The organism is Bacillus sp. FJAT-52991, assembly GCF_037201805.1.
Taxonomy (GTDB): domain Bacteria; phylum Bacillota; class Bacilli; order Bacillales; family Domibacillaceae; genus Bacillus_CE; species Bacillus_CE kandeliae.
Genome location: NZ_CP147404.1, coordinates 3582845 through 3596961, shown reverse-complemented (window position 1 = coordinate 3596961; position 14117 = coordinate 3582845). Strand labels below are relative to the sequence as shown.

Sequence of the window (14117 nt, the reverse complement as noted above, 5' to 3'; positions counted from 1 at the left end):
TCAGATGGGGAATAAGTTCACGAAAGACAGTTTGATTGTTGGTTTTGCACTATTTGCTGTATTCTTTGGGGCAGGGAATATGATCTTTCCACCAGCAATAGGCTTTATGGCAGGATCAAGTTGGGTGTCTGCGTTCTTGGCACTCTTATTGGCTTCAATCGTTCTGCCGATGCTTTCCATTGTTGCTGTATCAAACGCAGGGGGATCCTTTGAGGAATTGTCCAAGCCTGTTGGGAAATGGTTCTATGTTTCATTCAATCTATTTGTTATGATTGGTGTCGGCGTGCTCGCCAATATCCCAAGGACAGCGGCAACGACACATGAAATGGGCGTGATGCCCCTGTTTCCGAATGTTCCTATTCAATTGACAGTGGTGGTGTTTTTTGCATTAACCTATTACTTTGCAAATGATAAGTCGAACTTTGTTGATAAGGTCGGGAAAGTCCTGACGCCGGGACTGATTTTGATTCTCCTATTGATTGGTGTGAAAGCGTTTGCTTCACCTCTTTCAACGCCAGCTCCACCACAGGTTCCAAATCCGTTTTCGGCATCTTTTATTGAACTTTATTTCACGGGAGATCTTTTAACCGGTCTTCTTTGTGCTCCGATCTTTATTTCTGCGATAGTAGCGAAGGGCTATACCTCAGAAGTAGACCGCAAGAAAATGACACTCTATGCATCAATGATTGCTGGCGCTGGGTTTATTCTAGTTTACAGTGGTCTGCTCTATCTCGGTGCACATGCAGGCGACTTGTTCCCTGCAGACATAGCAAGAACGGAGTTACTTAATGGACTTGTCAATCTTAGCCTTGGAAACATTGGTACAATAGGTCTGTCTATTGCAGTGTCATTAGCTTGTCTTTCAACGGCGATCGGTCTAACTGTGGCACTTGCAGATTTTTTGAGCTCAGTGACAAAAAATAAGATCTCTTACAAAGTTATAGTGGCTGTGACTTGTATTGTTGGGGTTATCATTGGAGTGATTGGAGTTGAAAACATCATCAGCTTTGCAGGGCCGATTTTCTTCACTGTGTATCCACCTGCAATTGTGTTGACATTCCTGGGATTATTTAAGAAGTATGTGCCAAATGATGGGGCATATCGCTATGCCGTTCTGATTGCTTTGGCGTTAGGTGCAGTAAAGGGCTTGAGTGTACTGGGCGTCCATATCGGATTTATTGACAGCTTTGTTTCAGCATTGCCGTTTAGCAGTCAAGGTTTTGAGTGGATACTCCCATCTATTGCTGGATTCTTTTTCGGATGGATTCTTTATAAGGTGACAGGAAAAGAAAACGTTGAAGTAAATGTTCGTAGAGCGAACTAGTTGGCATAATAAAATGATTGTTATACTTATTGTCTGAAGATTTGCGTTAATATAGAAGCAACATAATCGACATAGCTATAGATAGCTATGTCTTTTTATTTTCCTTATAATTGTCATTTATTCTAGACTCACAATATATGTGTATTTTCCATATTAAATATAAAATACAAAACAGAACACCCCTCTTATAAATCTGAGAAGTGTTCTGTTTAATGTTAGTTGATTTATGAAGCATCCGCACTTTCAAATTGGCTGTTGTAAAGTGAAGCGTAGAAACCATCAGCCTTTAATAACTCTTCGTGATTACCCTGTTCTACAATATCCCCATCTTTCATAACAAGGATTAAATCTGCATCACGTATTGTTGATAATCTATGAGCAATGATAAAGCTTGTTCTGCCTTCCATGAGGTTTTCCATGGCCTTTTGAATAAGCGCCTCTGTACGAGTGTCAATAGAGCTTGTTGCTTCATCAAGTATTAATATTTTAGGATCCGCTAGAAGGGCACGAGCAATCGTTAACAACTGTTTTTGTCCTTGGGATACGTTGCTTGCTTCTTCGTTTAATTCCATTTGATATTGATTTGGTAAGGTCTTTACGAAGCTGTGAACATGAGCGGCCTTAGCGGCTTCAATCACTTCTTCGTCAGTCGCATCAAGTCTACCGTAACGGATATTTTCCATGATAGAACCGTTAAATAGCCAAGTGTCTTGCAGTACCATACCGAACATGCTGCGCAGGTCTTCTCGCGTGAAGTCTGTTATATCGTGACCATCTATACAGATAGAACCGCTATTTACGTCATAGAACCGCATTAAAAGCTTTACGATCGTTGTTTTACCTGCCCCAGTTGGTCCTACGATCGCTACCTTTTGTCCAGGCTTAATATGAGTGGAGAAATCATTGATGATGATCTTATCGGGATTATATCCAAATTGAACATCTTTGAAGGTCACTTCTCCTTTAATCTCTTGAAGCTTCACTGGGTTTTCTGACTCTAAAACTTCCTCTTCTTCGTCTAAAAATTCAAAAACTCGTTCTGCAGCAGCTGCTGTGGATTGGAGTACGTTTGCGATTTGCGCTACTTGAGCGAGTGGCTGCGTAAAATTTCTCACATATTGAACAAAGGCTAAAATATCCCCCACTGCAATAATTTTCTTTATCGCGAGCCATCCGCCTAAAATAGATACAGCGACGTAACCGATATTACCGATAAACATCATAATCGGCATCATCATTCCCGATAAAAATTGAGACTTCCATGCAGAGTGGTAAAGGGTATCATTCACCTCTTCGAACTTTTTAACTTCCTCTTCTTCGGTGTTAAAGGCTTTTACGATATTGTGACCACTATAAATCTCTTCTACCTGACCATTCACGTGCCCTAAATATTCTTGTTGAGATTTAAAGTATTTTTGTGATCTTTTTACGACTCCCATGATGAGCATCATGGATATTGGCAATATTAAAAGTGCCACTAATGTCATTTGCCAGCTTATGGATAACATCATGATGAATACACCAATGATTGTCACAACGGATGTGATAATTTGCGACATACTTTGATTTAAAGTTTGGCTGACCGTATCTACGTCATTCGTAATTCTAGATAATACTTCTCCGTGTGTCGTTTTATCAAAGTATTTAAGCGGCATCCGGTTGATTTTTTCATCAATTTCTTTTCTGAAGTTGTAAGATACTTTTTGTGCTACTCCCGAGATGATATACCCTTGGATAATGGCAAACGCAGTGCTCGCTATATATAATCCAAGGAGTAAAATGACAATGTTTCCGATATAGGTAAAGTCAATGGCGGCGCCGTGCACGCCCGTTACTTTGTCTACGAGTCCTTCGAAAAGTTTTGTTGTCGCTTTACCTAAAATCTTTGGACCAACAATGGCAAAGGCCGCACTACCTATGGCAAAAATAATGACGATTAGGATGGAGAACTTATAGGGCTTTAAGTATTGAAGTAACTTATTCATCGTTCCCTTGAAATTCTTTGCCTTCTCAATCTTTCGCATGCCACCGCCCATATGGCCGCCGCCATGACCACCTTGTCTGTTATGTTCTATTTTTCTATCACTCATGATGACAACTCCTCTCTTGAAAGTTGTGATAAAGCAATTTGCTTATAAACTTCACAGTTCTCCATAAGTTCTTCATGAGTCCCAGTTCCTACTATTTTACCTTCGTCTAGTACGATGATTTTATCTGCGTTCAATATTGTGCTTATTCTTTGTGCAACAAGGAGAACAGTACTTTCTGAAATCTCATTGCTTAAAGCCTTACGCAATGCTGCGTCTGTCTTAAAGTCAAGAGCTGAGAAACTATCATCAAATATGAATATTTCGGATTCCTTCGCAAGAGCACGCGCAATAGAAATTCTTTGTTTTTGACCACCTGAAACGTTCGTACCGCCTTGTGATATCTCTGTATGGAAGCCTTCAGGTTTCGCGCTAATAAACTCCATAGCTTGAGCGATTTCTGCCGCTTTTGTTAGTTCTTCTTCGGTTGCTTCTTTTTTACCGTATTTCAGATTGCTTTCGATCGTACCTGAGAATAAAATACCTTTTTGTGGTACATAACCAATTTTCTCTCGTAATTCCTTCTGAGATACCTCTCTAATATCCGTGCCATCTATTAATATTTCGCCGCTTGTTACATCGTAAAAACGTGGAATTAAGTTGATAAGTGTTGATTTACCACTACCTGTACTTCCAATGAAAGCTGTCGTTTCTCCAGGCTTTGCGGTAAAGTTGATATTGGAAAGCACATCTTCTTCGGCACCTGGATATCTAAAGCTAACATTTTTAAATTCAACATAACCCTTTGTGTCTGAGGAGAATGTTTTTGGTTCCTCTACATCATGAATGAGAACTTCAGTATCCAAAACTTCTGCGATACGTTGTGCGGATACAGAAGCACGTGGAAGCATAATGGAAACCATAGAAATCATTAAAAATGCCATGATGATTTGCATGGCATACTGCATAAATGCCATCATATCACCAACTTGGATATTTCCCATATCCACTTGGTGTGATCCAACCCAAATAATAAGTAAAGTAACGGCATTCATGATAAACATCATCATTGGCATCATAAATGTCATTAAACGGCTGATAAATAAATTTGTTTTTGTTAAATCTTGATTTCCTTTTTCAAATTTCTTTTCTTCATATTTTTGATTATTAAAAGCACGAATAACGAGCATACCTGTTAAGGATTCACGAGTGATTAAGTTAATTTTATCTACTAACTTTTGTACACTTTTAAACTTAGGGATCGCGATGCTAAATAAACCAATGACTAAGGTTAAAATCGCGATGACTGCAACTGCGATAATCCATCCCATTGAAGGTTCTGACTGAAGTACTTTGATAATTCCACCTATACCTAAAATCGGTGCATAGAATACGATCCTAAGCATCATAACCATCAGTGTTTGAACCTGTTGAATATCATTTGTACTTCTTGTAATTAAAGAGGCAGTGGAAAACTGATCAAACTCCGCATTAGAAAAGCTTGTAACCTTTCTAAACACTTTCTTTCTAAGATTTCTGCCTAATCCAGCCGCTACTTTTGCTGCAAGTAAACCAACGGTAACGGCAGCTGCCATACTAACTAAGGATAAAAGCAGCATTTTAGCCCCTGTAATAAGAATATAATTGGATTGCAGCTTATCTGTGTTTATACCTATCGCTTTATACTCGCTATGAATGAAGGTAACGGCTGACTGGGTGATCATGCTGCCTGGCAGATCCTTAAACTTTTCATCCGCTTTTTCTTTCATTGCATTGATTTCACTTTGAGGTAGTTTGGAAATTGCTGCGAAAGGATCTGTATTTGCCGCAGCAGGAGTTGAAGAGGATGCACCATCTTTTTCAATTCCCTGTGTCATTAACATTGGCTTACCAAAAATATTGTTAAGTTCGTTAATTGTATCTTTATCCTTTGTATTTAGCTGATAAAGTGGTTCTTTATCAAGCAGTGGATAATCTTTTAAGTAACTTTGCAACTCGCTTTGAGAAAGATTTTTCTTATCTAAAAGCACATAGTTGGCATCTACTTTTTTCTTCTCATCTGCATTCATAAAGAGTTTAAGTTTATCCATCTCACTTTTACGAATGACTTGAGGTACCGCGTTTTCTACTCCCCCTTGTTGAATACCTACATTCACAATGTTGGACATGTAGTCTGGCAGTGATAGATCGCATACTGCTTGTACGGATAAAAGACATATCACTGCAACGATTGATGCAATAAAAGGCTTTAAATGTTTTATGATCTTTAACATTTAATTCATCTCTCCATTTTACTTTTCTAATTTTTTTAGCTTGTACTGCGTTTCTTTCCTTTATTCTGAGTAATTAATTCTAGCAGATCTTTACGTACTTTTGACCACAGATTAATTCTATGACTATAGTAAGATATGATGCAACATTTAGGGGAATGAATCAATGTTTAATCCAGTAGCTCTCCAAATTGATTGCTAATGGAATGGTATAATACTAAAAAAGGATATACCAAATCTATCATTGTTGTAGTTTTTGGGAAATTACACCATGAATCAGAACCTAATGAAAAAGAAAATACCAGGGAGAGTATCGTTCCAAAAGGAGGAGAGGTTTTTTCTATAATTAAATCGTAAACGCTTTCTGAAATTTCTATATGACTTACTTGTTCGCTTCACAGCGATGAATAACGATTTATATAAATGGAGGGTTATTCTATGTCAACTCAAGAAAAAAATGCAGGTCAGCCGTTGATTGAATACGTCCGTAACGAAGGAGGGCCTACACTTGGCTATTCCGCTTTATCTGGGGTCCGCATCATTGAGCAGGATGGCTCATTTTTTAAAAACTTAAGCAAGGATGGGGTCTTGAAGCCATATGAAGATTGGAGATTATCGGCCGAGGAACGGGCGAAAGATCTTGCCATGCGGATGTCCATCGAGGAAATTGCCGGATTAATGCTATATAGTCGGCATCAAGCAATTCCAGCCGCAAGCGACGGTTGGTTCGCTGGAACTTACGGCGGAAAGTCTTATGAAGAGAGCAGTGCTAAGCCATGGGATTTGACGGATGAGCAAATCGCATTTTTGACCGAAGATCATCTTCGTCATGTTCTCATTACAACGGTTGAAAATCCGGAAACAGCTGCACGCTGGAATAATAAGCTGCAGGCTGTTGCAGAAGGAACAAGTTTAGGCATTCCAGCGAACAATAGCTCAGATCCGCGTCACGGTTCCGATGCCAGCTCCGAATTTAATGCCGGCGCAGGTACAGCTTCTCGCGTATCATTTTGGCCGGAAACACTTGGTCTTGCCGCGACATTTGATCCTGAAGTGACACGTGAATTTGGAGAAGTGGCCTCGAAGGAATACAGGGCGCTTGGTATGACAACAGCACTGTCGCCACAAATTGATATTGCGACCGATCCGCGCTGGTTCCGCTTTAACGGCACGTTCGGCGAGGACTCGCGTCTGTCCACGGACATGGCTCGCGCTTATGTGGACGGTTTCCAAACATCAGAAGGCGAGCAGGAACTAGAAGATGGTTGGGGAATGGATAGTGTAAATGCTATGGTGAAGCATTGGCCTGGAGGAGGAAGCGGTGAGGGTGGCAGAGACGCGCATTTTGCCTGCGGAAAGTATGCCATTTATCCAGGAAACAATTTCGAAGAGCATTTGAAATCGTTTGTCGACGGGGCTTTTCGACTGGAGGGCAAGACGAGTAAGGCTTCTGCAGTGATGCCATATTACACGATCTCGTTTGATCAAGATCAAGTAAATGGAGAGAACGTTGGCAACTCTTATAGTTCCTATTTAATTACCGATTTACTACGCAAGCAATATGGTTATGATGGCGTTGTTTGCACAGATTGGTTGATTACTGCCAATGAGGAGGGCAGTAAAGATACATTTCTGACGGGCAAGTCATGGGGTGTTGAGCATCTGACTGTTGCGGAACGTCACTATAAGCTGTTGATGGCTGGCGTGGATCAGTTTGGAGGTAATAACGAAGTTGGGCCTGTTTTAGAGGCTTACCAATTAGGGGTATCTGAGCATGGAGAGGCTTATATGAGAAATCGCTTCGAACAATCGGCGGTTCGCTTGTTGCTGAACGTGTTCCGACTCGGTCTCTTCGAAAATCCTTATCTCCAATCTGAGGAAAGCGAAAAAATCGTGTGCCATCCAGAGTTCGTGAAAGCAGGTTATGAAGCTCAGTTGAAGTCAGTCGTTCTTCTGAAGAATAAAGGACAGATGCTGCCGATGCAGCCAAAAAGCAAAGTATACATTCCGAAGAGATATTTGCCAGTCGGAAAGGACTGGTTTGGTATGCCAACGCCGGAGAAACTGGAGCATCCAGTCAATCTTGATGTTGTGGCCAAATATTTCGATATTACCGATGATCCGGACGAAGCGGATTTCGGGCTTGTGTTCATTCAAAGTCCAAAGTCAGGCGCGGGGTACAGTCAGGAGGATGCTGATAATGGAGGCAACGGTTATGTACCAATTAGCCTTCAATACAAGTCGTATACAGCCGAGCATGCCCGCGAACAGAGTATTGCCGGTGACCCTCGAGAAACCGATGTACTGAATCGTTCGTATAAAGGTAAAACAGTTACAACACACAATTCGCATGACTTAGACATGGTACTTGAAACAAAAGAAATGATGAAAGGAAAGCCGGTCGTCGTATCAATTCTGCTATCGAATCCAATGGTTGTCGCAGAGTTCGAAGCGGAGGTAGATGCGATCGTAGCGAACTTTGGCGTTCAAGATCAGGCGATTATGGACGTTCTGTCAGGAGCCTACGAGCCATCTGGCTTACTGCCGATGCAAATGCCTGCAGATATGAGAACAGTCGAGGAACAGTTAGAAGACGTCGCACATGATATGGAATGCCATGTCGATTCTGAAGGCCATATATATGACTTCGCCTTTGGACTTAATTGGAGCAGTGTAATTGAGGATTCGCGTACTGCGAAATACCGAAAAACTCGTTAACTCATTTTTCCTGATTAGAATCGAAATTCATATACCAAAGTGTGTTGTTCAAGGTGTTATCCAAAATTATTAAAAAAGGAGACGGTAATGATGAGTAATGCAACTTCGTACGTTAATCTAGTTTCTAAACTGAGTGAGGAGATACAAGCTGTCAAAAAAAGAGGCTTCGATTTTATTGCTAAACCAATTCCTGATTCGGATGCGATTGGTGAATTAGACCCTCGAGTTCTCCAAGTGACTTTACAAGCGGCAGAAAAAATGGCTGCGATGGAAAACAAGCCATTTGATCCGTCAGATACGATGAGTTTTGTTAAGGGACTGCGGGCGATGATGGGGTGGAACAATGACGACGTTACGAAAAGTAAAGTCGAAACCACTTATAAAACAATTGATGGCACAAATGGGCCGATTCCTCTGCGAATCTATACGCCTTCTAACGAAGGAGTTCTGCCTGCTATTGTCTTCTTTCATGGTGGAGGATTCATCGGCGGAAGTGTGGATGTCGTGGAAAATCCGTGTAAAGCATTGGCGGAAAAGGCAGGTGCGGTTGTTATTTCCGTTGATTACCGCTTAGCTCCTGAGCATCCATATCCAGCAGGGCTGACAGATTGTTTTGAATCCGTGACATGGGTGTATGAGCATGCGGAAGAAATTCGTGTGAATCCAGAGCAAATTGCCGTATCTGGAGACAGTGCGGGTGGTAATTTAGCTACGGTATGCGCATTAATGGATATTGAAAAGGGGACGGGAATGATTAAGCTTCAAGCGCTTATTTATCCAACAGTGAATATGGCCAACGTCCAAACTGAGGATTTTAATTGGAGCCTCGACCAATATGAGATTCGTAACCATTCTGAGCTTATCACTCCAATGATTAAAGGATTGGCTGAAAGCGGCGATTTATTTTTCAAACTCTATTTGCAAAATAATGCAGAAATCATAGATCCCCATGTTTCTCCGCTGCTGTCAGATCAGTTAAGCAGCATGCCGCAGACACTGATTGCAATTGCTGAATTTGATTATTTAAAAGTAGAATGCGAAGCTTATGCGGCAAAGCTTGCACGCAGCGGTGTGCCTACAAAGCTTATTCAGTACAACGGTACAGACCATGCGTTTATGGATAAAATCGGTTTATATCCGCAAGCAGAAGATTTAATGAATGAAATTGCCAAAGAGGTTAAAAGAGTATTTGCCTAATTTTATAGAGCTTATTCAAATAGTGAAAGTAAAAACGGCAGAATCCTCTGCCGTTTTTGTTTGTAACTTTACTCTTTTAATCGGAGTGTTGCACTTACAGGGTTATGATCGCTATGTTCAAATTTCAGATCATGACCTTGAACGTCAACAATTTCAACGTTAGGGGAAACGATAAAGCCATCAATAATTGTGACAAAGTTTTCTCCCTCTACATACTTCTTCACATTGTCACGAACAGTCCATACATTCGGATCGACGGCCCATTGGAATCCGCCTTCATTGAAATTCTTTGGCAGCTGTACTAACCACTCAGGCCATTCTTTCTTAAATTCTGGATCTTTTAATTGTACGTCGGATAAAAGCTGGTTCCAATCTCCGCCAAGAACGACGTAATCGCCATTTTTATAATGCTCATTCATATAAGACTTTAAAAACTTTACTTGTTGGCTTCTAACTTTTCCGCCTTTATCGTAAGCAGATAAATGAAGATTTACTAATCTTAAAAACTTGCCATTTTCTACAGGGATTTTATGTTCGACGATACAGCGGTCTAAATCAAACACTTGCTTTGGCCAAGGTTCTTTGCCCGGCAGTTGAAATCTCGTTGCTTCCTCTACCTTATAAGTGGAAAAAGAAGCTAAACCACTTTCCACATATCCCAGGGGCTTTCGAATAGGGACAGGCACCCATTGAGAATTGTAATTGAATGCAAACGTGGATGCATACCCTTCTAAGCCCTTTTTCATATAATCTAGTTGATTAATATTGTAGGAGCGCAGAGCCTTTGTATCTACCTCTTGCAGCAACAGAAAATCTGATTTCTCTGTTTGCAGAAATTGAAGCATATGCTTTAAATTTTCTTCCGTTTGCTCTTTACTGCTAGACCGAGAGCCTGTTCCTCCATCCATAAAGAAATCCTGGTCTTTATCTAAGCCAGCATAGCCAATATTAAATGTTGTCGTTTTAAAGGGTTCTCCAACCTTTAATACTTTTTCTGTATTAGCCGTTACCTGCACGTTTTCAACGTCTTCATGCTTTTTATTTGTAATAGTCATATAAGCTAAAAATACGCCTACACTCCCTACAACAATTCCTATTAAAATAAGGAATACTTTTAGTAATTTTTTCACGTTTGTAAGCTCCTATAATGTTTTATTAAACATTCATGTATATTTCATAGTATACGATAAAGAGCCTGCATTTTAAATAGTCATCAAAGGTTGAGGGCAGAGCTTTCGATGTTAATTATACTCCGTCTGTGGCGAATTCGAATAAAATTTGCGGCGCGACTCTGACGTATAATGATCCGAAGAAGAAGGATCATTATACGTCAGATGTCGGCAGATCGAAGCTTTTGGTGTGTTCCTCCTAATTTTATTAAAACAATGATGACCAGTTGAGTGCAGCTACAATCGCTCCTAGCACAAGTAACATCAACGGCATGAGCATATTTTTCACGGAATCTTTTACTTTCATATGTGTCAAAATCGCTCCGATCATGGTGGCTACAATCATGAATCCGCCAATGGCAGCTAAAGGTTTCACCCAGATTCCTGCGATGAGGACGATGGCTGATAGTATTTCGAACGATCCAGTAAATATCCGGAAGCTGTCTCCATAGCCAAAGTATTCAAAGCCTTTTTTCATTTGCTCTGATGTGAATTTTTGATAACCAAACATTAAAAACCCTAAGGCTAATAAGACTTGTAGAATAATTGATAACGTCATGATTCTTCCTCTCCTTATATTGAATTTAAATATCTTTAATTCGAGATATTCAGTTAAATGTTGCCGACTCACTTTATTGAATGTTGAGCGTATTTTTATAAGTATATGACGTCCAATCGTTCTCATGACAGAATTATATGCATAATACAATATGTGTTGGGAATCCCGAAAGGTACATCATAAAAAAGTCACTGTACGATCGATTCAATCGCACAGTGACTTCTTTTGATTGTTTATTAATTTCGAATTAAATAATCGAATGCGCCTAGAGCAGCGGTTGCCCCAGATCCCATAGAGATAATGATTTGTTTATATGCATTATCTGTACAGTCACCGGCAGCGAATACGCCAGGGATGTTTGTTGAACCGTGTTTATCAATGACGATTTCGCCCATGCGTGTACGTTCAATTGTGTCGCCTAACCAGTCTGTGTTAGGGACAAGACCGATTTGAACAAAGACACCTTCTAGTTCAATGTGGTGAACTTCTTCTGTTTCACGGTCGATGTAAGAAATACCGTTCATTTTGTCAGTACCAGTAATTTCTTTCGTTTGAACGTTCTTTAATACCGTTACGTTAGGTAGGCTGTAAAGGCGCTCTTGTAAGACCGTATCGGCTTTCAGTTCTGGCATAAATTCAAGAACGGTTACATGCTTAACAATACCTGCAAGGTCGATAGCCGCTTCAATACCGGAGTTACCGCCGCCAATGACAGCTACGTGTTTTCCTTCGAATAAAGGACCATCACAGTGAGGGCAATAAGCAACACCTTTGTTCTTGAACTCTTGTTCACCTGGCACACCGACGTTGCGCCAACGAGCACCTGTTGAAAGGATCACAGCTTTACTTTTTAGAACGGCACCGTTTTCTAGTTCGATTTCGATAAGATCTTTTTTCTCTAAACGCTTTGCACGCTGTAAGTTCATGATATCTACGTCATACTCTTTGACATGCTCTTCAAGGCTTGCGGCAAGTTTAGGACCTTCCGTATATTTCACACTGATAAAGTTTTCAATACCCATCGTGTCCATAATTTGACCGCCAAAGCGTTCAGCGACAATGCCTGTACGAATACCTTTACGTGCTGCATAAACAGCGGCACTTGCACCGGCTGGTCCGCCACCAACAACGAGGACATCAAATGGCTCTTTGTCAGCAAACGCTGATGCATCTGGGCCACTGCCCATTTTAGCAAGAATTTCATCAAGGGTCATACGGCCGCTACTGAAAGGTTCACCGTTTAAGTAAACCGATGGGACAGCCAAGATGTCTTTGCTTTCTACCTCTTCTTTAAATGCCGCACCGTCAATCATTGTATGTGTAATACCAGGATTGAGAATACTCATTAAGTTGAGTGCTTGTACAACGTCAGGGCAGTTGTGACAGCTTAAGCTAATATAAGATTCGAAATGATATTGGCCTTCGATCTTTTTCACTTGATCAATGACGCTTTGCTCAACCTTTGGCGCTCTACCACTTACTTGTAGCAAGGCCAATACTAATGATGTGAATTCATGTCCGAGAGGGATACCAGCAAAAGTAACGCCAGTCTCTTCTCCGACGCGGTTTACGCTAAAGCTCGGTGTTCTTTCTAAAGTTGCTTTTTCAACTTTGATTTTGGGGGACATGGTGGCTAATTCATCTACTAGATCCACCATGTCGCGAGAAACGTCATCCGTTCCTGCGCTGACTTTGAGTAGTACATCCCCCTCCATCAGTTGAAGGTATTGTTGTAATTGTGCTTTAATATCTGCTTCTAGTATCATGGATTTCTACTCCTTAAATTTTACCTACAAGATCAAGGCTTGGTTTAAGTGTTTTGCCGCCTTCTTGCCATTTAGCAGGGCAAACTTCACCTGGGTTGTTGCGAACGTATTGTGCTGCTTTAATTTTGCCAACAAGCGTGCTTGCATCACGGCCGATACCGCCTGCGTTAATTTCAACAGCTTGTACGATGCCGTCTGGATCGATGATGAAAGTACCGCGATCAGCAAGACCGTCTTCTTCATTTAATACATCAAAGTTGCGAGATAGTTTTTGTGAAGGGTCACCGACCATAATATATTCGATTTTGCTGATAGCTTCTGAATGGTCATGCCATGCTTTATGTGTAAAATGAGTGTCTGTTGAAACAGAGTACACTTCAACGCCAAGCTCTTTTAGAGTTGCATATTGGTTTTGAAGATCTTCAAGCTCTGTAGGACAAACGAATGTGAAATCTGCTGGATAAAAGCAAACTACGCTCCACTTTCCTTTAAAGTTTTCTTCAGTAACTTGGATAAACTCCCCGTTTTGGAAAGCTGAGGCTTTAAATGGTTGTACTTCTTTTCCGATTAGAGACATAATTCATTTTCCTCCTAGTGTGTTTTTGGTTTTTATTACTTTTTAATAATAATTCTAATTACAAATTTATTATTATATAGATCTCGTTGTTTGTCAAGGGGAACGATCCATTTTATCTTGAATTTAATAACTGGTTCGAATTAATGCCAGGAAGTGTAGTTAGAAAAGGGATATAAGGGAACCTAAAAGTAAAGAAATAATTTTCAATTACAATTAACCTTTCTCAATCAATAGTCATTTGGATAATTGAATATGCAATGTAATGAATGTTGCTACAGATCTTATTTTAACCCCAGTAGCGAAGAATAATATGTCAGAGCTAGTATTGGACATTTTCAAAAAGTTTAATGCGCTTCCATAGAGAAATTGTTTCTGGAGAAAGCGATTTTCTTCATTTGTCACTTTTTTTGAAAGAGTGGTAGCTAGTTCAGTTTTATATGGATAACTGTAACTTATGAGTTTGTTTCGTTATGCTGGCAAAGGTTTGACACAAATATATAGGTGCATCGC

General features: G+C 40.4%; 9 protein-coding genes and 1 pseudogene. 4 read left to right on the top strand and 6 right to left on the bottom strand.

Features of this window, described 5'->3' with window-relative positions:
* Positions 1 to 4: 4 nt before the first annotated feature.
* A complete protein-coding gene (brnQ, locus tag WDJ61_RS18210; RefSeq protein ID WP_338752347.1) occupies positions 5 to 1324 on the top strand; it encodes a branched-chain amino acid transport system II carrier protein in 1320 nt (439 codons plus the stop codon).
* A 224-nt stretch (positions 1325 to 1548) separates the two neighbouring features.
* Here brnQ and WDJ61_RS18205 read toward each other — a convergent pair whose 3' ends face one another.
* A complete protein-coding gene (locus WDJ61_RS18205; protein ID WP_338752346.1) occupies positions 1549 to 3414 on the bottom strand; it encodes an ABC transporter ATP-binding protein in 1866 nt (621 codons plus the stop codon).
* On the bottom strand, positions 3411 to 5624 hold the full coding sequence (locus tag WDJ61_RS18200) for an ABC transporter ATP-binding protein (RefSeq protein ID WP_338752345.1): 2214 nt from the start codon (positions 5622 to 5624) through the stop codon (positions 3411 to 3413). Before WDJ61_RS18200 ends, WDJ61_RS18205 begins: the two co-directional genes overlap by 4 nt.
* Before the next feature lie 435 nt (positions 5625 to 6059).
* On the opposite strand from WDJ61_RS18200, the gene WDJ61_RS18195 reads away from it, so the two are divergent.
* Entirely contained in the window at positions 6060 to 8339 is a 2280-nt protein-coding gene (locus WDJ61_RS18195) for a glycoside hydrolase family 3 protein (RefSeq protein WP_338752343.1), read from the top strand.
* A 90-nt stretch (positions 8340 to 8429) separates the two neighbouring features.
* Positions 8430 to 9536 carry an alpha/beta hydrolase gene (locus WDJ61_RS18190; protein ID WP_338752341.1) on the top strand — a complete coding sequence of 369 codons (1107 nt, stop codon included), beginning with the start codon at positions 8430 to 8432 and terminating at the stop codon, positions 9534 to 9536.
* Positions 9537 to 9604: 68 nt separating this feature from the next.
* On the opposite strand, the gene WDJ61_RS18185 is transcribed toward WDJ61_RS18190, so the two are convergent.
* The 4 genes from WDJ61_RS18185 to ahpC all read right to left on the bottom strand — a co-directional run bounded on the left by WDJ61_RS18185 (position 9605) and on the right by ahpC (position 13607).
* The gene (locus tag WDJ61_RS18185) at positions 9605 to 10666 is read right to left on the bottom strand and encodes an endonuclease/exonuclease/phosphatase family protein (RefSeq protein WP_338752339.1); all 1062 of its coding nucleotides are present in this window, start codon (positions 10664 to 10666) and stop codon (positions 9605 to 9607) included.
* Positions 10667 to 10913: 247 nt separating this feature from the next.
* Positions 10914 to 11264, bottom strand: coding sequence for a DoxX family protein (locus WDJ61_RS18175; protein WP_338752337.1), 351 nt, complete (start codon positions 11262 to 11264; stop codon positions 10914 to 10916).
* A gap of 236 nt (positions 11265 to 11500) precedes the next feature.
* Positions 11501 to 13030, bottom strand: coding sequence for an alkyl hydroperoxide reductase subunit F (gene ahpF / locus WDJ61_RS18170; RefSeq protein ID WP_338752335.1), 1530 nt, complete (start codon positions 13028 to 13030; stop codon positions 11501 to 11503).
* Between the two features lie 13 nt (positions 13031 to 13043).
* Positions 13044 to 13607: an alkyl hydroperoxide reductase subunit C gene (ahpC, locus tag WDJ61_RS18165; RefSeq protein WP_338752333.1), complete on the bottom strand. Its 564-nt coding sequence runs from the start codon at positions 13605 to 13607 to the stop codon at positions 13044 to 13046.
* A 253-nt stretch (positions 13608 to 13860) separates the two neighbouring features.
* Between ahpC and WDJ61_RS19185 the strand changes: the two are divergent.
* A pseudogene (locus tag WDJ61_RS19185) lies at positions 13861 to 13965 on the top strand (oxidoreductase); the annotation flags it as partial.
* Positions 13966 to 14117 lie beyond the last annotated feature (152 nt).